The organism is Acinetobacter sp. VT 511, assembly GCF_001077515.1.
GTDB lineage: Bacteria > Pseudomonadota > Gammaproteobacteria > Pseudomonadales > Moraxellaceae > Acinetobacter > Acinetobacter schindleri.
In genome coordinates, this window is sequence record NZ_LFRE01000054.1 from 1 (window position 1) to 24,053 (window position 24,053).

A 24,053-nucleotide genomic window follows, 5' to 3' on the forward strand; every position below is an offset into this window, starting at 1 on the left:
TGAAGGTTTTCAGGCTGCCAAATACATGCTCAATTCCGATTCTTCTTTTATTGATTTCTTGATTATAGATTTTCAATTCAGGATCCAATTTACAGTGTCTTTTGGCTTTTAATGGCAACAGGCTATTCGGATACAACACATAAATCCCCTGATAGCCTTTATCTGCAAGGATAAAAGCCCCAAAAGGAATCTGGTTTAAATTGCGTTTGAACAACTCGAAATCATGCACTGCACCGCGACTGGTACATAAACTCAGAATTTGCTGAGTTTTGTAGTGAATCATGGCCTGTACTTTAAAGGTATGGGGCTTTTTCTTGCCGCTATAGCTTTTCTTCTGTTTTTTTAGGCCTTTGGATTGGAATTTCCGTGGCATCCACGATCACAACATTCCAGTCGATGCCTTCGCCCTCGGGTAAATCTTTGGGTAAATTAAACAGATTGGACCGAATTAGGCAGTCTTCAACATGACGGACAATTCTTGAGGCTGTGGGCTCTGAAACCCCGTAACTCGTCGCAACGTGAAATAAGGTTCGGTATTCCCGCCAATAGCTCAGACAGAGCAGAACCTGATCCTCCAGGCTTAACTTGGGCGGTCTGCCTTTGGCAGAGACATGCTTCTGCAATTGCTCAACCATCAAATAGAAAGTTGACCATGAGATGCCTGTGTATCGCTTGAACTGAGGATCAGAAAGCTTGTTTGAATCGATGTATTTCATCCGCAGATTATGCACGAATGCTAAGAAATCCGGAGTGCAAATATTAACCAAAAAGAAGATCGTTTTTTGATTTATGAAAGAGATCTAATAAATAGTTCTTATTACAGATTTTGCAATTACACTATTTCCCTTTACAGGAACGTCTTAAATAGCACTCTCCCATGCTTCACACTAGGCAGAATCCGTAATCTGCTCAAGAAAGCAACTATAAAAAGTTTAAACAATTTTTCACAAGTCGTATTTCTTAAAGAAACTAGCTCCGCATCAGTAAATCATAAAAGTAGATTTTACCCCTTAATATTATTAATGGATCCAATTTATACTTTTATTGTACATTTTGTATTGACTATTCGCATCAATAGTCATAAATTGGATCCAATTGATAAGGAGATCAGAATATGTTCATTAAAAATGCTTGGTATGTGGCAGCGCGTCCTGAAGAAGTTATGGAAAAGCCATTAGGTCGTCAGATCTGTGGTGAAAAGATGGTGTTTTATCGTGGTAAAGAAAATAAGGTCTATGCAGTAGAAGACTTCTGCCCACATCGCGGTGCTCCACTATCTTTAGGCTTTGTAGAGGATGGCAATCTGGTTTGTGGTTATCACGGCTTAGTTATGGGCTGTGATGGCAAGACAGTTGCTATGCCTGGACAGCGTGTTCGTGGTTTTCCATGTAACAAGAATTTCAGTGTAATAGAGAAATTCGGTTTTATCTGGGTGTGGCCAGGTGACCAGTCACTTGCAAGTGAAGATCAGTTACCTGAACTTGAATGGGCAGAGAATCCTGAATGGGCATATGGTGGCGGATTGTTCCACATCAATTGCGATTATCGCCTGATGATTGACAACCTGATGGATCTTACTCATGAAACTTATGTTCACTCAGCCAGTATTGGACAAAAAGAAATTGATGAAGCAGCACCTACTACTCGTATAGATGGGGATCATGTTATTACAGAACGTCATATGGAAAATATCTATGCACCTCCATTTTGGCAAATGGCATTAAGAGGCAACAATCTGGCGGATGATGTTCCGGTAGACCGCTGGCAGATCTGTCATTTCTTTGCGCCAAGTAATGTTCATATTGAAGTTGGCGTAGCACATGCAGGTAAAGGTGGCTATCAGGCAGCTGCCGAGCATAAAGTATCTTCTATTGTGGTGGACTTTATTACGCCTGAAACAGAAACCTCTCACTGGTATTTCTGGGGTATGGCCCGTCACTTCCAGCCAGAGAATGCGGAACTGACAGATCGGATCCGTGAAGGTCAAGGCAAGATTTTCTCTGAAGATCTGGACATGCTGGAACAGCAACAACAAAACCTGCTCCGCTACCCTGATCGCAAGTTGCTGATGCTGAATATTGATGCAGGCGGAGTGCAAGCGCGCAAAGTGATTGATCGTCTGATTAGCCAAGAACAGGTTAACGAGATTGCAGGCAAAGAGCAGATTCCGTCAGTCACGCTTGGTTAAATAGTTAAAGTTTTAGAACAGTATTTTGATTTTTTAAATTTTAGGAGCGGCACTCACATGGAAGTGACCATTCATCAGATCCATCAACACAATTCTCAAATAAATTCATTTGAGCTCATGAGTTGTAATGGGGAGCCTCTACCTCCTTTTAAAGCAGGTGCTCATATTGATGTACATATAGGCGAAGGCTTAATTCGCCAATACTCACTGGCGAATTGCAGTAGTGAGCAGCATCGTTACGTGATTGGTGTACTGAATGATCCCAACTCGCGTGGTGGCTCACGCTTTATGCATGAACAGTTACAGGTGGGGCAACGCATTCAGATTAGTGAACCCCGTAACCTGTTTGAGTTGAATACAGAGCTTGAACATGCAGTCCTATGTGCAGGCGGGATTGGGATTACACCGATTCTGGCAATGGCCAAAGAGTTAAAACGACTGAACAAATCTTTCAAGCTGTTTTACTTTGTTAAAACCCGTTCGGCAGTGGCTTTTCATGAAGATCTCAATCTTCTCGGTGATTCAGTTCATCTGCACATTGATGATGAAGCCGCCACACATTGCAACTTACTAAGTGCGCTTGCTCAGTCTGACTTAGCACATCATGTTTATGTATGTGGTCCACAAGGCTTCATGGATTTTGTGATTCAGACAGCACAACAGCAATCCTGGCCTGAGACGCATATTCATAAAGAACACTTTAGTGCACCAACAATTGATACTAGTGAAGATGGTAGTTTCACTATTAAAGTTCAAAAAACCGGCCAACTGATCCATGTTGCACAAGACCAAACAGCTGTACAAGCACTTGAAGCTGCTGGGGTAAGTATTCCTGTTTCTTGCGAACAGGGTATTTGTGGTACTTGCTTAGTGAAGGTAGTAGAGGGTGAAATTGACCACCGGGATATGTATTTAACTGAAGAAGAACAGGCGGCACAAGATCAATTTACTCCATGCTGCTCGCGTGCAAAATCTAAAATGCTAGTTATTGATCTTTAAAAAATAAAAAACTGCTATCTCATTAAAACTAGCAGTTTAATCTTTCTCCACTTTCCACCCTTCTGCACCCTCAGAAGGGATTTTTTTATTTAAAGAAAAGGCTTAACCTTAGGAATGCACATGTGAATTAAAAATAGAACGCATCATATCGCCCAGAGTGACTACATGGCTATGTTCACGCATCAGACTCTCTGCTCGTGCTGAATCACGATTTTTTAAAGCATTGAAAATGGCACAGTGTTGAATATGGGCATGATGCAGACGGCGAATTTCTGAGAGCGGATTATTTTTATCATAAGTTAAGGCTTGGGCAGAAGCCATGGGTAGCTGATTATTCTTACTCAGAGCCTGTACAATAGCGACATTGTCTGAGCCTTGAATAATCGTATTATGAAAAATGGTATTGTAATAATGATAGATTTCAATATCCTCATTACTTAGTTCAGTTTTTTTAAATATTGGCTCTATTTGAATAATGCACTGCATTAACTGATCTTTTTGCTGCGTACTTAGCCCTTTTTCTGCCAGTTTTTTTGCTGCCAGACCTTCAAGTACTCCTCGCACCTCAAGTGCATCCTGAATCAACTTGGGCGAAATTTCTCTAACTGTATAGCCTCGGGTTGGATTTTTTAATAATAATCCTTCTTGCTCAAGCAGTTTAAATGCCATACGCACCGGTTGACGTGAAACTCCAAGCATTTCTGCTGTTGGAATTTCAGCCATGCGAGCACCGCCCGGAATTTCACCTGAAATAATCATTTTTCTAAGTTCAATCAGTACTTGCTGACCTGATGACATGGACTTACTCATTTATAATATGTGTACTGATGCTACCGGGTGCATGAAAATAATTCAACAGAAGTCATGAAGATCCTATTCAGCTTATTAAGTTATTGCTTCCTCAAGAATAGACATTGAAAAGTAGCTAGACGAACTCAAATCCGACCTGATGATATAGAAAATTATCCTTCCTGAAAATGCTGTAAATTAGTGGCCATGATTTCAAGATTATTCCTGATCAAAAAGGCCAGATTAATATCCACGCCTTTTAGCATCGTTTGTTCCAGTTCCTGAACGACTGCCCGACACTCGCTTAATTTATTTAACCCTGCTTGAGTGACATTGACAAGAATACGACGACCATGAGATGGGTCCGATTCCTTACTAATCCAGCCGCTACTTAATAAATCCTGTAGAATTTTATTAGTCGATTGGGGTTTGATAAAAGAACGCTCCGCCAGTTTGGCATTGGAGAGATTTCCTTTTGCTGCGAGTACTGACAATGCCGTGAACTGAGGCAAAGTAATATCTAAAGGCTTTAGGCGTTCATTCAGTAATTTACTGATAATACGATCAACACGAGCTATCATATAGCTCAGGGTTGGCAGTTGATTTAACTGATGTTCCATAATACTTAATTCAACCTTAAATTCTAACCATTAAAAAGTATGGCCAAATTGGCCATACTTAAGTCATCACATTACTGAGTTTGAGTTGATGTATTTAATACAGGGACCTGCCGTGAAACTTTTGATTTACGGACCAAAAGTAACGCTGCGATCATTGCCATTAAAATAAGTGGAATACTTGCACCAATGACCATCGCTGAACTTGAACCGAGCGATAACAGCATGCCTGCAAAAAGAGGCCCGGCAAAAGAACCTATTCGACCAACTGCAACCGCTGCACCAACCCCTGTTCCACGCATTTCAGTTGGGTAGAACATGGCTGCAAGACCATACAATGCAGACTGACCCCCGACAATAAATAGACCACATCCGACAGCAGATAATACAAGTAATGCCACGGTTGGTGAAATAGCCAGACAACACAATGAGACTAGAATACCAATGTAAATCAGTTTGACCGTAGTACTCATTCGAATTTTATCTAGCAAGACGCCCATTAAAATCGAACCAAATATACCGCCAATATTATAACCAATCTGAACATAGTTTGCTTCCGTCTTACCTAGGCCTTGTGCACCCATTAACAGAGGTAACCAGTTGAGTAGGAAATACAGTACCACAAGGGTAAAGAAGAAACTGACCCAGATCTGAATGGTAGAGGAACGACGTTCTTTGGCAAACAGCACTTCAAAGAATGGTGTCGAAGTTTTTTGCTTCGCTGCTGTCAAATAGTCTTTCGATTCAGGTAAGAATTTAATTAGTAAAGGAATTAATAAAATCGGGGCAAAACCACCGACATAGAAGATATGCCGCCACTGCGCATCACCTGCAAGTGCCATCGCGACAAATGAGGTCAACATACCGCCAAATGGAATACCACTGTACATAATACTGACAGCAATCCCTTTATGTTTCTCCGACACAGCTTCCGACGCCATAATAATCATCATTGGCAATGCACCGCCCATCCCAAGACCGGTCAAGAAACGAATAATCAGTAACAAGGTATAGTCTGCTGCATAGGCGGTTAACACCGACATAACACCAAAAACTAAAATACTTGTTAACAAAACTGCTTTACGCCCGATTTTGTCTGCAAACCGTCCACCAATGATTGCGCCTGGTAAGGTTCCCAAAATTGCTGCACTAAATGCCCATGCCATTTGGGCATTGTCCAAGCCAAACTCCGCTCGCATCCGTGGTGCTGCAACGCCCATCGATTGAAGATCAAAACCCTCAAACACTGCAATTGCAAAACACAATACGAGTGTAAGCGTAGCTTTACCTTTGCTAATTACACTATTTTCCATTCGTTATTGTCCTTTTAGAATTTTTTAATTCATACACTTCCTATGTATTGCTTTCCGTCCTAAGCAATTCAAAAAATATCACCTAAACTTATAATTTAATCAATATTTATTTTTATATTTTTACAATTTAAATATTTATTTCATTAAATTACATGGTCTTATAAATTATTTTTAAAAAATGCAAAATAAGACTTGAATGTAAGTTTAACTGATATTAGATTAAATCCTATCAGGACATAAAACGAACATTAAGGAGCAACACATGTCTTATCAAAACCGCTGGGAAACCGTTGATGTACAAGTTGATGCAGGTATTGCATGGGTTACTTTAAATCGCCCAGAAAAGAAAAATGCAATGAGTCCAACACTCAATAAAGAAATGATAGATGTACTTGAAACCTTAGAACTTGACCCTGCAGCAAAAGTACTTGTTTTGACTGGCGCTGGTGATTCATGGACAGCGGGTATGGATTTGAAAGAATATTTCCGCGAAGTTGATAATCAACCGGAGATCTTCCAAGAACGTATTCGCCGTGATGCATCTCGCTGGCAATGGCATTTACTTCGTTTCTATTCAAAACCAACAATTGCGATGGTAAACGGTTGGTGTTTTGGTGGTGGCTTCTCTCCTCTGGTTGCCTGTGATCTTGCCATTGCTGCAGACGAAGCTACTTTTGGTTTATCTGAAATTAACTGGGGCATCCCACCAGGTAACCTTGTAAGCAAAGCAATGGCGGATACAGTTGGCCACCGTACTGCGATGTACTACATTATGACTGGCAAGACCTTCTCAGGTGTTGAAGCTGCCAATATGGGCTTAGTCAATAAAAGTGTTCCACTTGCTCAACTTCGTGCTGAAGTAACTGAACTTGCCAACAACCTGCTTGAGAAAAATCCAGTTGTACTGCGTACTGCGAAAAATGGTTTCAAACGTTGCCGTGAACTGACTTGGGAACAAAACGAAGATTATTTATACGCAAAACTGGATCAATGTAATCATCGTGATGATGAAGGTGGTCGTGAACAAGGTCTGAAGCAATTCCTTGATGACAAGTCAATTAAGCCAGGTCTTCAAGCTTACAAACGCCCTGCTTAAGCAGTATCAATTCACATTCGTCATGATGGACATGTAAGGAAACATTTGCCATGCAAAACGTACAGTTACTTATTCACGGTCAATCCGTTGCAGCAAGTTCAGGACAAACTTTTGAAAGAATCAGTCCGATCGATGGCTCAGTTGCTTCAATTAGCGCTGCTGCAACTTTATCGGATGTTGATCGTGCGATCGAATCCGCACACGAGGCATTTAAATCATGGTCTGCCCTTTCTCCAACAGACCGTCGTTTAAAACTGCTTAAAGCGGCCGACCTGATGGATCAAAAAACTGAACAATTTATTCAGACTGCGATTCATGAAATAGGTTCAACTGCAACGTGGTATGGTTTTAATGTTCACCTTGCAGCCAATATGCTACGTGAAGCTGCTGCTATGACCACACAAATTGATGGCAATATTATTCCATCAGATGTGCCGGGCAACATGGCGATGGGCATTCGCGTACCCTGTGGTGTTATCGTCGGGATGGCACCATGGAATGCCCCTGTGATTCTTGCCACACGTGCTTTAGCAATGCCTCTTGCCTGCGGTAACACTGTGGTTCTTAAAGCCTCTGAAGCATGTCCTGCAACACATCGTCTGATTGGTGAAGTGTTACATGAAGCAGGGATTGGAGATGGGGTAGTCAATGTCATCACCCATGCGGCCCAAGATGCTCCTCAAATTGTAGAACGCTTAATTAGCCACCCACTAACCAAGCGTATTAATTTTACCGGTTCAACCCATGTGGGCCGAATTATTGCTGAAACAGCGGCAAAATATTTAAAACCGGTCCTGCTCGAACTTGGTGGGAAAGCACCTGTAATTGTGCTTGATCAAGCTGACATCGATGAAGCGGTCAATGCCGTGACCTTCGGTGCATTCTTTAACCAAGGTCAAATCTGTATGTCGACAGAACGTGTTCTTGTTGATGAAAAAATTGCTGATTCCTTTATCGAAAAACTCGTGGCGAAGGTCAAAACTATTCGCGCTGGCAATCCACTTGAGAGTGATGCCCCACTTGGTGTACTGGAAAGCTTAAAAGCAGCTGCACGTATTGGGAAGTTAATTGAAGATGCACGTGAAAAAGGTGCAAATTTACCACTTGGTTTGGACATCGAAGGTGCTATTATGCAACCTACAATAGTGGTTGATGTCACCAAAGAAATGCAGATTTATGCCGAAGAATCGTTCGGTCCTGTCTGCACAGTACAACGCTTTAAAACAGTTGATGACGCCGTAGAATTGGCAAATGATTCTGAATTTGGTTTGTCAGCAGCTGTGTTTAGCCAAGATTTAGCACAGGCGCTTGCCGTAGCAAAACGGATTGAATCCGGTATCTGCCATATCAATGGTGCCACTGTACATGATGAGGCACAAATGCCATTTGGTGGTGTCAAACAAAGTGGTTATGGACGATTTGGCAGTAAAGTTTCTGTGGCTGAGTTTACTGAATTACGTTGGGTGACCATACAAACCAGCCCACGCCACTACCCAATTTAACGAAAGTAAGAGAGTTGACATGAAGTCAACTCTTTTCGTTGAAAAAGAATAGATAAAAATACATGGAGTAATAACAATGGCACACATGACAGTTCAATCACATAAGTATCCTGAACGATTTGTTAAATTAGGCAGTCATGAAACACATGTTGAATATAAGAATGACGTCTTATACATTTCTCCCAAAGAACAACTTAAGCCTTATCCGCAAAAATTGACCGATCGTTTATTACAGTACGCAGAAACATACCCAAACCGTGTCTTCGCTGCTAAACGTGATAGTTCAGGTCAATGGATTGAACTGACATATGCAGAAACTGCGAATCGTGCATGGCGTATCGCCCAAAGCTTAAAACAATATCCGCATTTATCGACCGAACGTCCCATTGTTATTTTGTCTGGTAACGATCTCGAACACCTCACCTTATCCATGGGCGCAATGCTTGCAGGGATCCCATTTTCAGCTATTTCCCCTGCTTATTCTTTAATTTCCAAAGATTTTGGCAAACTCAAACATGTCTTTGATGTCCTCACGCCAGGTTTAGTTTTTGCCAATGATGGGGAGGATTTTGCTACTGCCATTGAGTACTGCCGTAATGCTGATGATATTGAAGTCGTTACAAACTCTGGCAAACTCGGTGAAAAAACTTGTATTGCTTTCTCTACGCTTCTTGAGTCTGGAATTACAGATATTAAAGCGCACTACGAAAAGATTGATGAACATCAAATTGCCAAATTTTTATTTACCTCTGGCTCGACCAAAATGCCAAAGGCAGTACCGACCACACATTTGATGCTCTGCACCAATCAGCAAATGTTGCTGCAAACTTTCCCTGAATTTGAGGAAACACCACCGATTTTGGTCGATTGGTTGGCATGGCATCATACCTTCGGGGGCAGCCATAATGTCGGAATTGCGCTCTATAATGGCGGTACGATTTATATTGATGATGGCAAACCGGTGCCGGGAAAAATGGATGAAACTATTCGTAACCTGAAAGAAATTGCACCAACGGTATATTTAAATGTACCGAAAGGTTGGGAAGAAATCACGGTAGCACTTGAACAGGATGCTGAACTCCGTGAAAAATTCTTTAGCCGTGTCAAAGTATTGTTTTTTGCTGGAGCTGCACTATCTGAAGCAGGTTGGAACCGTCTGGATCAGATTGCACAAGCCCATTGCGGTGAACGCATCCGTATTATGAGTGGCTTAGGCATGACAGAAACCGCGCCATCTTGTGTATTTACTACAGGTCCTAAAGTCATGGCAGGCTTTATTGGCTATCCAGCGCCGGGCTGTGAAGTCAAACTGGCACCATGTGGCGATAAACTTGAATTTTGTGTTCGTGGCAAAAATGTCATGAGACATTATTGGCGTCTGCCTCAAGAACAACAAGCTGATATTTTCGATGAAGAAGGGTTTTACCGTACCGGCGATGCTGTAAAACTTGTTGATCCAAACGACCCAAGCCAAGGCCTTATGTATGACGGACGTATTGCCGAAGACTTTAAACTCAATACTGGCACCTTTGTTAATGTGGGCACCTTACGGAATAAAGTCCTGATTAATGGCAATCTACTGATTCAAGATGTCTGCATTACCGGTTCTAACCTGAATGCGATTGGTTTTCTGATTTTCCCGAAACTTTCAGCTTGTGCTGAATATGCCGGTTTAGATCTTAAACACACGACGGCCCAAGAAGTGTTGAGCCACCCTAAAGTGCAGCAATGGTTTAAACAATTTCTGGTGGACTTCAATAAAGATGCTACTGGCAGTTCAAATACCGTATCAATGCTGTATTTAATGACAGAAGCTCCACAGCTGGATGCCGGAGAAACCACTGATAAAGGTAACTTAAATCAGAGTGGCATTTTAAAACGTCGTGCTGCCATGGTGCAGGAACTCTATGAGAAACATGTCAATAATCCACTGATTATTCGTATTCCAACCCTTAAACAATAAGCCCTTACCCTGAATTTAGCAGTGCTTTTTATAGCGCTGCTTGGGCAGTTGCATCCAAATTAAGGATAATTCTATGCAAAAAGATAGTGATTTCGAGCTATTTCGTGATAATTATCAACGTTTTTTAGCAGAACATGTTGCACCATTTTATGAAACTTGGGAAGAACAAGGCTTAATCCCACGTGAATTATGGCACAAGCTTGGGGAAAACGGCTTTTTATGTGTTGATGTTCCTGAAGAATACGGGGGCTTTGGTGCGCCGATTCACTATTCACAAATGCTGGTCCAGGAAACCGCCAAAGCCGGTTTTACTGCCTTGGCAGTCGGTATTGGAGGACAAAGCGAACTTGTCTCCCCTTATATCCAAAATATTGGTAGCGAAGAACAAAAACAATATTGGTTACCCAAGATGGTCTCAGGTGAGGTGGTCACCGCGATCGCAATGACGGAAGCCAATGCTGGTTCAGATTTACAAGCGATTCGCACCCAAGCCATTTTAGATGGTGATCATTATGTGGTAGACGGTTCCAAAACCTTTATTTCCAACGGACATCATGCCGACTTAATCGTACTGGTTGCAAAAACTGACCCGCAAGCACGAGCCAAAGGCATCTCCATTTTACTCGTTGATGCTCATTTAGATGGAGTGAAACAAGGACGTGGCCTGAAAAAAATTGGACTACATGCCCAAGACACTGCTGAACTGTTTTTCGACCAAGTTCATGTACCTAAAAGTCAACTTTTGGGTCAAGAGGGTCATGGTTTTAGCTATCTGATGCAAGAACTCCCACGCGAACGTCTCAGCATTTCACTCATGGCACTTGGGGCAATCCAAGGTGCCATTGACATTACTAAAGAGTATGTACTTGAACGTAAAGCCTTTGGTCAAGCTTTATCGCAATTCCAGAATACACGTTTTGTGCTTGCGCAAGCGCAAATTAAAGCACTTGCAGCTGAAGCATTTGTAGAACGTTGTAAAGACCTATATAGCCGAAATGCTCTAAGTGTGACTGAAGTGGCCGCATTGAAATGTTTTATTACTGATACCCAATGTGAAGTCATTGACCAGCTCCTGCAACTGTTTGGGGGCTACGGCTATATGCAGGAATATCCAATTTCGCGCTTCTTCGTCGATGCGCGTGTGCAAAAAATTTATGGGGGAACCAATGAAATTATGAAGGAGATCGTAGCACGCGAACTCTTGGGGAAATAAAACACGCATGACTTAAAAACAATATTTTCAATAATGTTTCAGGATGAAATAATGATGAAAAATTTATGGATCACACCGTTTTTACTTTTAACTACACCTGCTTTTGCCAATAGTTTTATTAAGCAAAGTAAAGTGGATTTAACGGCTCGCAACTTCTACTTTGATCGCGATTTCCAGGTTGAAAACCGCTATCCGGCACTCCGGGACTGGAGCCAAGGCTTCATTTTAAAAGCCCAGTCAGGTTATACCGAAGGCCTTATTGGATTTGGTATCGACATTTTGGCCACCGCAGGGTTTAAGCTGGATGCTGATGCAAAGTATGGTGGTACAGGAAACCTGCCACGTAATGCCAGAACCAATGAGCCAGCAGATCAATATGGGGAAATTGGGATTACGGCTAAAGCCAAAGTTGCTCAAACTGAAGTCCGCATCGGTACATTACAACCGATGACACCAGTACTTGTTGGTTCCCCTGCGCGCCTGTTACCTCAAACCTATCGCGGGGTTGCAGTTCAGTCTAAAGATGTGCAGGGTCTCGATTTACAAGCATCCTTTATTGACAAGGTCAATCACCGTGATTCGACCAATTATGAAAACATTAAAATCTCTGGGGTAAACGGCCGTTATAGATCGGTTGAAACAGATCATTTGTACTATTTTGGTGGCCATTATGATTTCAACAATTATCCGCTAAAACTGACAGCCTTCCATATGGATGTCGAAGATCTGTATCATCAATCATTATTGGGCGTCACCTACAAGCATGCCTTTAATGAGGATACCGCACTGACCAGCCAGCTACGTTATTATATGAGTGATGCTGATGGTGCTGCCAAAGCAGGTAAAGTAGATAACAATCTAATCCATAGCCACTCAGAGCTAAAGCATCAAAACCATAAATTTATTCTTTCGACTTTCCATCATCTAGGTGACACGGCCTTTCCTTATCTAACTGGCGGTGAAACAGGCTTAACCATCGATACATGGACCGGCGAATTCTTAAATGCCAAAGAACGTGTTTATAGTGCCCGTTATGAATATGACTTTAAAGATTATGTTCCGGGTTTACGTTTTATGACTCGTTATACCCATGGTAGCAATATTTATGCGCCGCAACTCGGAGGCACCGATTTTGAGGAAGATGAACTCGACTTTGACATAGGTTATACCGTGCAAAATGGCCCACTGAAAAACCTTGGGCTACGTGCACGTTATGCAATTTATGATAATGATATGCCGATTACTGCCAATATTAAACCGGCTAATGAAACCCGTATCAATATTGATTACACATGGAAATTTAAATAATACCTTCAAAGGCTCTAGTTTTTAGGGCCTTTTTTATTTTAAAGGATGATAAATGAAATATTTATTTGGCATTTGGATCGGCCTAAATCTATCTGTACTCAGTTATGCAGATACACAGTTTTCCCCTCCACCACTTAAACTTGAACCCTTGGCCACTTTCAAGGTTGAATTAAATGCTCCAGTTTGGGAGTTAGGCAAAACGGCAGATATGGGACAAAGACGGATTATTCCGATTACTGGCGGCACTTTTGAAGGTCCTTCATTTAGAGGACGTATTCTCAACAATGGCGCAGACTGGCAAATCGTAGATAGCAAAGGCCTAGCGATTATCGATACACGATATCTTTTGAAAACTGATGACGGCGCATTGATTTATTTACAGACTAAAGGTTACCGACATGCTTCACCTGAAATTTTAAAACAGTTAAGTACAGGTAAAGATGTCGATCCAAGTCAGTATTATTTCAAGTTGACTATGCAATTCGAGACCAGTGCACCACAATATGCCTGGTTAAACCAAACCGTAGCTGTAGGCAGTGCAATGCGTTTAGGTAAGGCGGTGATTTATGATGCATTTACCTTAAAATAAAAGAATGAGAAAAAATAAGTATTTGTAAAGATTGAAGGATTCATCACTATGGAAAACAAGATTCTGGAACATCTCCCACCAATTCATCATTTATTGGGGGGACATAATATTCAATGGGATGCTGAAAGACGTCAACTTACCGTGAACTACATTGCGCTCGAGAGCTTTACCAATCCGCGCGGTAGCATCGAAGGCGGTATGATTTGCGCTATGCTTGATGATGCTATGGGGATTTTGGCAGCACTAAATCAGATTTCAAAACCTGTCGCGACGATTAATTTATCGATGGATTTTTTTCGACCATGTGAAGTCGGTGAAGTACAGGCAAAAGCGTGGTTTATTAAAGAAGGAAAAACAATTCTAAGTATCGAAAGTGAAGCATGGCAACATAATAAACTGGTTGCGAAAACCAGTGCCTCTTTTATTATTCTTTCTTAAATTAACCCCTTAAATTTAGCTGATCACCATAGCTATTTTATCTAATTCAAATGGTTAGTTGCTTATTTGCAACAGCAGGCTAGAAACTAAATAACCTACTGTTGCAATTAGCATAAATAGATATAGATAAAGCTTATTATTTTAACGTTTAAATTAAAGACTGAATGATTCGTCGGGCATGGGTCAAACCCACATCAATATGTATACCGATCATCTCTGGATGATTAAACTCTTCTAGGTTCTTGTACTGGTTTTCTATCACTTCTTTATCTTCATCAAAAGTCTGTTTTGTCTGATCAATGACTAGCTTTGCAATATGTTCGCGGTCATGTTTAGGGTTAGTAGACATAGTCCAAAAATAATGACAAGAATTCTCTGTTTCAGGCGTAATTGCATGAAACCCTCTCATATGAAATCCTTTACGATCTGGATTTTCCAGGGAGTCATCACCTGCTTCTATGGCTCCTGTCCAAATACGGATATGAGAAACTCTAAAATCAATTTCTTGCCAACGGTCTATTTTATTTTTAAACGGATAAGCCATACTGTAGGTTGGCGGTGGGTCCGATTCGAGCATATGCCGTGTGACTATGACTTGATTACCTATCACTTTGGTTTTCATGGTCGCATTCATATGAGCTTTTGCATTACCACCAATAGTTTTTAAATGAACATAGGCTAAATGACTTAAGTCCATTAAATTATCATGAATGAGCTGGTAAGGTGCCTGATAATGATATCGGTCTCCATCATATAAGTAATCTGGATCATCATGATATGGGTAGTCTGGTGCTTCTATGAGAGGTACACTTTCTTCTTTTCCATACCACAACCAAATCAAACCTTGTTTTTCTTCAAGATAGAATGATTTGATTTTCGCTTTTGAAGGGATTCTATTTTGCCCTGGAACCTCTACACAGTGTCCATTTTCATCATATAGCAATCCATGGTAGCTACAGCGAATTTTACCCTGCTCCAAAAGTCCTTGGGATAACGGCATCCCCCTATGGCAGCAGCGATCTTCTAGTGCAACAGCTTTGCCCTTTTTATCTCTAAAGATAACCATTGGAATATTTAAAATTTTACGTCCAAGTAAATTATCTTGTAGCTCTTTAGAGAGTGCGATGATATACCACTGATCTTTTGGGAAAGGACTTCTTGTTGAGACTTCTTGATCTACAAGCTTAATTTGACGACCACTATTCATAGCACTACATCCTTTTTGTAATGATTCTGATGCTTTCCTTAATCACAATTATCCTGATTTAAAAATACGAGCTTTATAAATACAGAATAAGGTCTATATGAATAAAAATAGGTCAATTTAGTTGTCATGTCAACCAATTGGTTGACATGACAACAATATATTAACAAACCATGTTAAAGTGCTTAAAAGACTTTCTGATACACGCTGTATGGACACTTCACTTAAACTTCAATTAGATCGATATACTCCTGCTTTAATTAACTTTTTTTCAAATAAGATGTCGAATGGTGCATCACAATTGTATGCTTTTTTATTTGATATGGGAGTCACGGATTGGCGCATCCTTTCTCTCTTAGCGGTTGAAGAGAATATTCCTGCAAGCAGAATTTGCCATGTTATTGGACTGGATAAGAGTGCTGTGAGTCGCTCTTTAGCAAAACTCCAAGAACGTGGTTATATTGAAATGACAGTAGATAAAAAAGATTCGCGTGCAAAAAAAAATACGCTCACACCTGCTGGTCTGGCAATGTATGAGAAAATGTATCACGTAGCCAAAGAGCGGGAAGAAAAAATTTTAGAGGTACTTTCTGCCGAAGATCAAGAGCATTTAATTCGGATCTTAAACATTTTAAATAGTGAAATTAATGATATTAATGAATTTTTTATGGAAAAATATATTCAAAAATAAGTATCAAAATTGCGCTTTAAATAATATTTCATATGGTATTTATTTTGAAATATCTCTCGCTAAAAAGGTCAGCAAATGCTGACCTTTTGTCATTTTAACACTTTCTATCGAATGCTTAGATATCTAGGAATACCGTTTCATTATCACCCTGGATACGTACATCAAAACGATAAACCACTTCACTATCACGTTCTTCACGTTTAGCAATTAAAGTCTGACGACGTGGCGCCCATTCGATTCCATTCAGCAATGGATCTTTAGCATTGGCTTCTGCCTCATCATCAAAGTAAATACGGGTATGTAAACCTAAGTTAATACCACGTGCAAAAATGACTAAAGCAATATGCGGTGCCTGACGGGTACCTTTACGCCCCGGTACAGCGCCTGGCTTAATTGTATCAAAGCTCCATAACCCCGTTTCAAAGTTTGCAGCTGCACGGCCCCAACCAAAGAAATGTGGATCAGCCTGTTTACCCTGAATATCTGCCTTACTTGGATAGACGCCATTTACATCTGCCTGCCAGATTTCCACAAGTACATCACGTAAAGGTAGACCGAGGCCATCAAAAACCTGACCTTCAAGACGAATACGTTCACCTTGGGTTTCAGCTTTAACTAATTGGTTATTAAAACTATGCTCAAATACTTCAATACCTGCCTGATTGGGCATCAGGCCAATATGGACGTATGGACCACCTGTTTGAGATGGTGTTTCATGTAATTCCTGGAAATTCCAACCGTTCATCATGATGCTCCTTATCACGTTAATTCATTTTCAAAATAAGTTCCGCGGCGACCACGTAAAGTAATGTCGAAGCGATAGCAACGGCTGTCAGCCTCAATGAAATTACTCTTGTCTTCCAAGGCAATCAAAGCACGGCGTTGCTGCTCTGAAGGAACCGTTTTTAGAATTGGGCAGCTGTCAATTAAAGTATCGCCTTCAAAATAAAATTGCGAAATGAGACGTTGTGCCCAACCATCTGCCATGACCGAGAAATGAATATGTGCAGGACGCCATTCATTGATACGGTTACGCCAAGGATATGGACCCGGTTTAATAGTACGGAAAATGAAAAAACCATTTTCATCCGTCAGCATACGACCACAACCACCAAAGTTAGGATCCATTGCACCAATATATTGGTCATTTGGATGACGATAACGACCAGAAGCATTTGCCTGCCAGACTTCAATCAGGGCATTTTTAACCGGACGACCAAATTGGTCACGCAAGTAACCATGAATAATGACACGTTCACCAACAGGTAAACCATCTTTGGCATAGTTCAAAATCAAGTCATTGTCTTTAGGCCCTAAGAGTGCTGAGGTGAAATGTGGTGCCGTTACTTCAGTCAGGGTTTGCGCAATTGAAATGAGTGCATTTTTCGGCGAACGCAGCACACTGGTTTTATAACCCGGTGCGTAGGCCGGTGGATGATCATCCGTATTACGTTGCGCATAAGCGCCTAGTTGATTCTGAATCATGAATCTCTCCTTGTTCAATTCTAAAAAATCGTCCGTTATTTAAGTTTGGTCGGTGTAATACCAAGTTCTACAAAAACTTCCTCTGCCATGTGCATTGCAGCGTTTGCAGCAGGTAAACCTGCATATAAGGAAGCATGTAAAAACAGTTCTTTAAGCTCATCTTTGGTAACACCATTGTTAAAACATGCACGAATATGCATACGTAACTCAGCTTCACGACCCAATGCGAGCAAAATACCGATAGTTACCAGACTACGGGTATGACGTGGTAAACCTGGACGTGACCATACTTCTCCCCAGGCAAAACGACTGATGAAGTTTTGGAAGTCTTCATTAAAGTCATTTAAATTTTCCAAAGAGCGTCCGACATGTGCTTCACCTAACACTTCCGTGCGCACTTCTATTCCCTGTTTGTAACGTTCTTCATCATTCATGATCAATACACTCTTTAACGCTGATAAGGCGGAGTGAAAATGTCTGAGGAACACCTTCATTCCATAATGACGCTGAATTCAAATCAATGCTTTGCAATAAACGCGGCAAGGACTTGGTTAAATTGTTGTGGTACCTCAATATTTGATAAATGTGAAGCATCTAGCACCGCAATCTCACAGTTCGGTATATGCATTTGCATAAATTCGCCATCTGCCACGGTCGTGACCGGATCTAAGCCACCACATAGTGCTAAACATGGCACTTCAATGTTGGCAATTTGGTCACGTAAGTCTGCATTTGCAAGCGCGCGGCAAGATGCTGCATAGCCTTTCGGCGGTGTCACTGACAAACTTTGAATGGTCTGCTGTGCAAGGCGATCGTGGATATAATCAAATTTGTTGCTGAACCACCGGGTGTGTGTTGTGCTGACAATATCGACCAATCCCTGTTCTTCGACCGCATCTGCACGTGATAACCATGCTTCAGCTTGTCCAATCTTCGCGGCTGAATTGGCAATGGTAATACTCAGGAAACGCTGTGGCGCGATTAAACCCAATTGCAGGCCAGTGATTCCGCCCATCGAAATGCCACAAAAATGCGCTTTTTCAACTTTGAAGTGATCAAGAATATCAATGACATCATTAGCTAAGTCGCTCAGCGTGCTATTTTCAATGACCGCACTTTTACCATGACCGCGGGTGTCATAACAGATCACAAAGTAGTCTTGAGCAAATGCAGCAACTTGAGCCTGCCACATGCCGTGATCTGTACCCAATGAGTTCGAAAAAATAAGGGCTGGATGAGCGGTATCACCAAAAGTGTAAACTGCCAATTGTTGGCCATTACGATTATTGATAAGTGTCATGATGACTATTTTCCTTGAACACGTTGCAATACTGCATCGATCTGCTGCTGGGTATTACCTAAATAATTTTGTGGATTAAAAATTTGGCTTAATTGTTCCGAATTAAATACAGCTAAAATTTCAGGATGATTTTGTGCTACATCTAATAAGTGACGTTGTTCAGCAACTGCCTGTTTACATGCGGCTTCAACCACATGATGGGCATTGAGTCGGCCTAACTTTGGTGCCAAGGACATCATGAGGGCTTCTGCCATAATTAAGCCCTGAGTACATTCTAGATTGCGGCACATATTGTCCTTCTGTACTTCCAGGCCCTCAAAAACTTCTATCGCACGTTGCAGGCTACCAGCACACAATTGGAAGATTTCAGGCAGTGCCAGCCACTCAGCATGCCAGGCCCCCAAACTACGTTCATGTTCCTGAACCATACTTTGATAGATACTCGACATGAGTGCAGGGACACGATTGGCTGCTGCCAGAATTGATGCTGCTGCAACAGGATTACGTTTATGTGGCATCGTCGATGATCCGCCACGCCCTGCTCCGCTTGGTTCAAACACTTCTGCAATTTCGGTTTGCATCATCAGTGACCAATCGCGTGCCATCTTGCCCAAGTTACCTGTAATTATGGCAAGCACATGGGCTATTTCCACAATACGATCACGTTCACCATGCCAAGTACAATCCGGGACATTGAGTTGAAGTTCTGTTGCAAACGCCTTTACAACTGCACTGCCTTGATCAATAAGTGACGCAAGTGTGCCAACGGCTCCACCCAATTGTGCAGTGAGTGCAGAATTTTTAAGTGCTTGTACACGTTCAAGATCACGTTGCAAACTTGCTAACCAGCGGGCAGTTTTATGACCAAAGGTTAGTGGTAGGCCTTGTTGTAACCATGTCCGACCAATCATGACTTGGTCACGATAGCGTTCGGTCAAGTTTCGAGTTGCTGCTATCGCCTGGATGAGTTTAGCCTCAATTAAATTTAAGCCATCACGACACTGCAAAACACATGCAGTATCAATAATGTCTTGGCTTGTCGCCCCCCAATGCACATAGCGCGAAGCATCTTCATCGACTTTTTTAACCGCAGCCGTCAATTGCTTCACAAAGGGAATCGCAATGTTTCCAGCAAGTCCTGATGCACTTGCAAGCGCAGTAAAGTCAATGATCTCATTCACCCGTTGTTGGGCAACGTATACAATATTTGCTGCCGCTGAAGGAGGAATCACACCCACTTTTGCCTGAGCTTGAGCCAATGCTGCTTCTGCTTGCAACATGTAACGCACCACTCCTTCATCACTAAATATTGCAGTGATCTCAGTTTGGTAAAATAGACTTGCGTACAATTGGCTCATTTGAATATCCTTTTTCTAACTCGTTTTAAATACCTTTCATTGTTTTGTTTTTAAGCAAAAAATGAAAGGTATTTAAATTTATACACGTTCAATAATCAAAGCGATGCCTTGACCGACACCAATACACATTGAGCATAGTGCATATTTGCCACCAGTCTGTTCCAGCTGGTTCAGTGCAGTTGTCACCAAACGCGCACCTGAAGCACCCAGTGGGTGACCCAATGCAATCGCACCGCCATTTGGATTGACTTTCTCTGAACCGTCCTCTATACCTAAGTCACGTGTACATGCCAGTGCTTGGGCAGCAAAAGCTTCATTCAGCTCAATCACATCCATCTGCTCTAAAGTCAGACCAGTTTGCGCCAATAGTTTCTTGATGGCAGGTGCTGGACCAAAGCCCATGATGCGTGGTTCAACACCCACAACTGTTGAGCCAATAATTTTGGCACGTGGTTTTAAGCCGTGTTGAGCAACCGCTTCATCAGAAGCAATCAGTAAAGCAGCCGCACCATCGTTAATACCAGATGCATTACCCGCCGTTACCGTACCGTCTGCTTTTACCACAGGTTTCAGTTTTGCCAACGCTTCTGCAGTGGTAGACGCACGTGGATGTTCATCTTTATCCACGACCACCGGATTGCCTTTACGTTGTGGAATCACCACCGGAATGATTTCTTTATCAAAGAAACCTTTGGCTTGCGCTGCAGCTGTACGTTGCTGGCTGGTCAAGGCAAATTTGTCCTGATCTTCACGATTGATATTGAACTGTTCTGCCAGATTTTCAGCAGTTTGCGGCATGGTTTCTACGCCGTACATTTCTTTGAGTTTCGGATTGATAAAACGCCAGCCCATGGTGGTGTCTTCGATCTTCTGGCTACGGCCATACGCCGTTTCTGACTTGCCCATCACGAATGGGGCACGCGACATGCTTTCTACACCACCGGCAATAATCAGATTAGCTTCACCGGCTTTAATCGCCCGTGCTGCCATTGCGATTGCATCCATCGATGAACCACATAGGCGGTTCACGGTCGTTGCCGGCACCTGATAAGGCACACCTGCAAGCAGGGATGACATGCGCCCGACGTTACGGTTATCTTCACCAGCCTGGTTGGCACAGCCATAGATCACGTCATCAACCTGTTCCCAGTTCACACTTGGGTTGCGTTCCATCAATGCTTTAATTGGCAGCGCACCCAGGTCATCTGCACGGACAGCTGCCAGTCCACCGGCATAACGGCCGAATGGGGTACGGATGGCATCAATGATGTATGCGTTTTTCATATTTTTACTTTCCAAATCTTTGAATCCCTCCCAACCTCCCTTTACTAAAGGGAGGAGTAATCCCCTCAAGAAAAAAGGGTGGAAGTCCCTCCTTTATTAAAGGAGGGACTTAGGGAGGATTTATAAATTAATTTTGAGTCGCATCAATCAGTTTGGCACCGGTCATTGACTGCAATTCTTCAAATGACAGACCTTCAACTTTCTCAATCACTTTCATGCCTTCATCTGTCACGTCAATCACGCACAGGTCGGTATAAATACGGTCGACACATTTCAAGCCTGTTGCAGGATAAGTCAGTTCAGCGACAATCTTCGGTTCGCCTTTTTTAGTCACGTGATCGGTCGTAATAAAGACTTTTTTCGCACCTACGGCCAAGTCCATTGCACCACCTACCGCAGGAATCGCATCCGGTGCGCCAGTATGCCAGTTAGCCAGGTCGCCATTTTCAGCCACTTGGAATGCACCCAGTACCGCGATGTCTAAGTGACCGCCACGCATCATCGCGAATGAATCACCGTGATGGAAGTAAGCGCCGCCTTCCAGCAAGGTCACATATTCTTTACCTGCGTTGATCAGCTCAGGATCTTCTTCACCTTTTGCAGGTGGCGGACCGAAAGCCAATAAGCCATTTTCAGAGTGCAAGAACACGTCTTTGTCTGAAGGCAGGTAGTTCGAAATTTTGGTTGGCAAGCCAATGCCAAGGTTGACATAAGCACCGTCTGGAATGTCTTGTGCAACACGTTCAGCAATTTGGTCACGGGTCAGTTTGCTATAGCTCATTTCTTTTCTCCTAATCCGTAATTACTGTACAGGTTTCACTCGTACAACATGTTGTACAAAAATACCCGGGGTGATGATGTGTTCAGGGTCTAAAGCACCTAACTCAACCACTTCAGAGACTTGTGCAATCGTGACATCGGCAGCCATCGCCATGATTGGGCCAAAGTTACGTGCAGATTTACGGTAAACCAGGTTACCCCAACGGTCGCCTTGCTGTGCTTTAATTAAAGCAAAGTCAGCTTTAATTGGATTTTCTAAAACGTAGTCTTTGCCTTCATAATTCATGGTTGGTTTGCCTTCCGCCAGCAAGGTACCAAAACCAGTCGGGGTGTAGATTGGACCCAAGCCCATACCTGCAGCCTGAATACGGCATGCCAGGTTACCTTGTGGCACCAGTTCTAATTCGATTTTTCCTGCACGGTACAATTCGTCAAATATCCAGGAATCAGACTGACGCGGGAATGAGCAAATGATTTTACGCACCGCACCGGCTTTTAAGAGTTTGGCTAAACCATAGTCGCCATTACCGGCATTGTTATTGACGATCACCAGATCTTTCACACCAAGTTTGATCAAACCATCAATCAGCTCAGCAGGCTGACCTGCAGTACCAAAACCACCGATCATGATGGTAGATCCGTCTTTGATTTGTGAAAGTGCTTCGACCAGTGAGGCAGAACTTTTATCGATCATCAAATAACTCCATGTATTGCCACTCAGTACAAAAATTTTGAGAACCTAAGGTTCTGGTTGGAACACATTCTGGACGGAGAACAAATTCCAACCAAAATCCTTAGGATTCTGTGTGATCTATTCTTGATAAATTCCAAGCTTTCGACTATGGTTTAAAAATAGTTTTGTACGGTTTACATAATCATTGCACGATGATCGAACAAAAATTTTATTAATTCTCAGAATTGAATAAAGCAACTGTAAAAATAGTGAGTGAATTAATATATGAAGATTAAGGAATTGACATGACAATCAATAACGGTGCCCGCGATCAGCTGATCCAGAATCCTGAAAATAAAAAAATAATTCGTCATGAAGATTTTATTGCTGGAGTAAGTAAGGGGCTTGCGATTCTGGATTGCTTTGCCAATGATCGATATCGTTTAAACGTTAGTATGGCAGCTGAAAAGACAGGACTTACACGAGCTGCTGCACGTCGTCATTTACTGACACTAGAATATCTTGGTTATTTAGATTTTGATGGACATTTTTATTCTTTGAGTCCTAAAGTACTTAAATTTTCAGGGGCTTATCTGAGTGGAGCACAGTTACCCAAGATTGCTCAACCACTTCTTAATTTACTGACCCAGCAAACTTCATTAATCTACTCTGTGATGGTCTTGGATGGTTTTGAGGCGATTACCATCGCGCGTAGTGCCGCCCATCAACAAACTGATCGAGTCAATCCTTATGGCTTACATCTCGGTAATCGGTTACCCGCGCATGCTACTTCAGCAGGAAAAGTTTTATTGAGTTATTTAAGTCCTGAGTCACAGCAAGAATGGCTTGAGCAATATCCTTTAAAATCACTGACCAAATATACCCATACAGATAATCAGGCATTTTTAGCTCTATTACAGCAAATTCGTGCTGATGAGTTTTGCTATTCAGCAGAAGAGCATGAACTTGGTGTTCATGCGCTCGCAGTTCCAATTTATAATCACCGTGCCGATGTGGTTGCTGCATTAAATATCGTATCTCCTACTGGACGTACCAGTAAAGAATATTTACAACAGCATATTTTGCCTTTACTACAACAAACAGCGCGTGAATTCCGTCAATTTGTTTAATTCGTTTTGCACATAAGATTAAAATGTTGTAAATGAAGACCTTTTCTTTAAAAGAAAAAAACACATCGAGCTCAAATGAACTCGATGTGTCCTGAATCTAGCGCAAACTTAAATAACAAAAGTCTTTAAATTA

At 42.0% G+C, this 24,053-nt stretch carries 25 protein-coding genes; 11 read left to right on the plus strand and 14 right to left on the minus strand.

Annotation, left to right across the window (positions count from 1 at the left end; translation table 11 throughout):
* Positions 1-373, minus strand: a 373-nt coding sequence (locus tag ACS72_RS05465) for a transposase (protein ID WP_048881489.1), incomplete at its 3' end; no start/stop codon positions are given.
* Entirely contained in the window at positions 321-716 is a 396-nt protein-coding gene (locus ACS72_RS17315) for a transposase family protein (RefSeq protein WP_008306679.1), read from the minus strand. The genes ACS72_RS17315 and ACS72_RS05465, both read right to left, overlap by 53 nt.
* Before the next feature lie 398 nt (positions 717-1,114).
* On the opposite strand from ACS72_RS17315, the gene ACS72_RS05470 reads away from it, so the two are divergent.
* Complete coding sequence (locus ACS72_RS05470; RefSeq protein ID WP_048881490.1) at positions 1,115-2,188, plus strand: aromatic ring-hydroxylating dioxygenase subunit alpha; 1,074 nt, start codon at positions 1,115-1,117, stop codon at positions 2,186-2,188.
* 57 nt (positions 2,189-2,245) lie between these two features.
* Positions 2,246-3,187: a PDR/VanB family oxidoreductase gene (locus tag ACS72_RS05475; RefSeq protein WP_048881491.1), complete on the plus strand. Its 942-nt coding sequence runs from the start codon at positions 2,246-2,248 to the stop codon at positions 3,185-3,187.
* 108 nt (positions 3,188-3,295) lie between these two features.
* Here ACS72_RS05475 and ACS72_RS05480 read toward each other — a convergent pair whose 3' ends face one another.
* The 3 genes from ACS72_RS05480 to mhpT form a co-directional block, all read right to left on the minus strand.
* The gene (locus tag ACS72_RS05480) at positions 3,296-3,985 is read right to left on the minus strand and encodes a GntR family transcriptional regulator (protein WP_048881492.1); all 690 of its coding nucleotides are present in this window, start codon (positions 3,983-3,985) and stop codon (positions 3,296-3,298) included.
* A 164-nt stretch (positions 3,986-4,149) separates the two neighbouring features.
* A complete protein-coding gene (locus ACS72_RS05485; RefSeq protein WP_048881493.1) occupies positions 4,150-4,596 on the minus strand; it encodes a MarR family winged helix-turn-helix transcriptional regulator in 447 nt (148 codons plus the stop codon).
* Positions 4,597-4,667: 71 nt separating this feature from the next.
* Positions 4,668-5,906: a 3-(3-hydroxy-phenyl)propionate transporter MhpT gene (mhpT, locus tag ACS72_RS05490; protein ID WP_048881494.1), complete on the minus strand. Its 1,239-nt coding sequence runs from the start codon at positions 5,904-5,906 to the stop codon at positions 4,668-4,670.
* 262 nt (positions 5,907-6,168) lie between these two features.
* Between mhpT and ACS72_RS05495 the strand changes: the two genes are divergently transcribed.
* The 7 genes from ACS72_RS05495 (at position 6,169) to ACS72_RS05525 (ending at position 14,015) form a co-directional block, all read left to right on the plus strand.
* Complete coding sequence (locus ACS72_RS05495) at positions 6,169-7,002, plus strand: p-hydroxycinnamoyl CoA hydratase/lyase (protein WP_004892382.1); 834 nt, start codon at positions 6,169-6,171, stop codon at positions 7,000-7,002.
* A 50-nt stretch (positions 7,003-7,052) separates the two neighbouring features.
* Positions 7,053-8,504 carry an aldehyde dehydrogenase gene (locus ACS72_RS05500; RefSeq protein ID WP_048881495.1) on the plus strand — a complete coding sequence of 484 codons (1,452 nt, stop codon included), beginning with the start codon at positions 7,053-7,055 and terminating at the stop codon, positions 8,502-8,504.
* 76 nt (positions 8,505-8,580) lie between these two features.
* A complete protein-coding gene (locus ACS72_RS05505) occupies positions 8,581-10,467 on the plus strand; it encodes a feruloyl-CoA synthase (protein WP_048881496.1) in 1,887 nt (628 codons plus the stop codon).
* A gap of 73 nt (positions 10,468-10,540) precedes the next feature.
* Positions 10,541-11,680, plus strand: a complete 1,140-nt coding sequence (locus ACS72_RS05510) for an acyl-CoA dehydrogenase family protein (RefSeq protein ID WP_048881497.1) — start codon at positions 10,541-10,543, stop codon at positions 11,678-11,680.
* Between the two features lie 54 nt (positions 11,681-11,734).
* Positions 11,735-12,988: an OprD family porin gene (locus tag ACS72_RS05515; RefSeq protein WP_048881515.1), complete on the plus strand. Its 1,254-nt coding sequence runs from the start codon at positions 11,735-11,737 to the stop codon at positions 12,986-12,988.
* A 52-nt stretch (positions 12,989-13,040) separates the two neighbouring features.
* Complete coding sequence (locus ACS72_RS05520) at positions 13,041-13,577, plus strand: DUF3237 domain-containing protein (RefSeq protein ID WP_004892370.1); 537 nt, start codon at positions 13,041-13,043, stop codon at positions 13,575-13,577.
* 48 nt (positions 13,578-13,625) lie between these two features.
* Positions 13,626-14,015, plus strand: a complete 390-nt coding sequence (locus ACS72_RS05525; RefSeq protein ID WP_048881498.1) for a PaaI family thioesterase — start codon at positions 13,626-13,628, stop codon at positions 14,013-14,015.
* Between the two features lie 148 nt (positions 14,016-14,163).
* On the opposite strand, the gene ACS72_RS05530 is transcribed toward ACS72_RS05525, so the two are convergent.
* Complete coding sequence (locus ACS72_RS05530) at positions 14,164-15,222, minus strand: aromatic ring-hydroxylating dioxygenase subunit alpha (RefSeq protein WP_048881499.1); 1,059 nt, start codon at positions 15,220-15,222, stop codon at positions 14,164-14,166.
* Between the two features lie 208 nt (positions 15,223-15,430).
* Here ACS72_RS05530 and ACS72_RS05535 point away from each other — a divergent pair, with 208 nt between their 5' ends.
* Positions 15,431-15,910, plus strand: coding sequence for a MarR family winged helix-turn-helix transcriptional regulator (locus ACS72_RS05535; protein WP_048881500.1), 480 nt, complete (start codon positions 15,431-15,433; stop codon positions 15,908-15,910).
* 115 nt (positions 15,911-16,025) lie between these two features.
* On the opposite strand, the gene pcaG is transcribed toward ACS72_RS05535, so the two are convergent.
* The 8 genes from pcaG to ACS72_RS05575 form a co-directional block, all read right to left on the minus strand.
* Positions 16,026-16,655, minus strand: coding sequence for a protocatechuate 3,4-dioxygenase subunit alpha (gene pcaG, locus ACS72_RS05540; RefSeq protein WP_048881501.1), 630 nt, complete (start codon positions 16,653-16,655; stop codon positions 16,026-16,028).
* Positions 16,656-16,669: 14 nt separating this feature from the next.
* A complete protein-coding gene (gene pcaH / locus ACS72_RS05545) occupies positions 16,670-17,395 on the minus strand; it encodes a protocatechuate 3,4-dioxygenase subunit beta (RefSeq protein ID WP_048881502.1) in 726 nt (241 codons plus the stop codon).
* Between the two features lie 35 nt (positions 17,396-17,430).
* Complete coding sequence (gene pcaC / locus ACS72_RS05550) at positions 17,431-17,829, minus strand: 4-carboxymuconolactone decarboxylase (protein ID WP_048881503.1); 399 nt, start codon at positions 17,827-17,829, stop codon at positions 17,431-17,433.
* Positions 17,830-17,912: 83 nt separating this feature from the next.
* Positions 17,913-18,698: an alpha/beta fold hydrolase gene (locus tag ACS72_RS05555; protein ID WP_249888260.1), complete on the minus strand. Its 786-nt coding sequence runs from the start codon at positions 18,696-18,698 to the stop codon at positions 17,913-17,915.
* Positions 18,699-18,700: 2 nt separating this feature from the next.
* Positions 18,701-20,053, minus strand: a complete 1,353-nt coding sequence (locus ACS72_RS05560) for a 3-carboxy-cis,cis-muconate cycloisomerase (protein ID WP_048881505.1) — start codon at positions 20,051-20,053, stop codon at positions 18,701-18,703.
* A gap of 78 nt (positions 20,054-20,131) precedes the next feature.
* The gene (gene pcaF, locus ACS72_RS05565; protein ID WP_048881506.1) at positions 20,132-21,337 is read right to left on the minus strand and encodes a 3-oxoadipyl-CoA thiolase; all 1,206 of its coding nucleotides are present in this window, start codon (positions 21,335-21,337) and stop codon (positions 20,132-20,134) included.
* Positions 21,338-21,464: 127 nt separating this feature from the next.
* Positions 21,465-22,118 carry a 3-oxoacid CoA-transferase subunit B gene (locus ACS72_RS05570; RefSeq protein WP_048881507.1) on the minus strand — a complete coding sequence of 218 codons (654 nt, stop codon included), beginning with the start codon at positions 22,116-22,118 and terminating at the stop codon, positions 21,465-21,467.
* A 21-nt stretch (positions 22,119-22,139) separates the two neighbouring features.
* Positions 22,140-22,811 (minus strand): 3-oxoacid CoA-transferase subunit A, encoded by a 672-nt coding sequence (locus tag ACS72_RS05575; protein ID WP_048881508.1) that lies wholly within the window; start codon positions 22,809-22,811, stop codon positions 22,140-22,142.
* A 284-nt stretch (positions 22,812-23,095) separates the two neighbouring features.
* Here ACS72_RS05575 and pcaU point away from each other — a divergent pair, with 284 nt between their 5' ends.
* Positions 23,096-23,920, plus strand: coding sequence for an IclR family transcriptional regulator PcaU (pcaU, locus tag ACS72_RS05580; protein ID WP_048881509.1), 825 nt, complete (start codon positions 23,096-23,098; stop codon positions 23,918-23,920).
* Positions 23,921-24,053 lie beyond the last annotated feature (133 nt).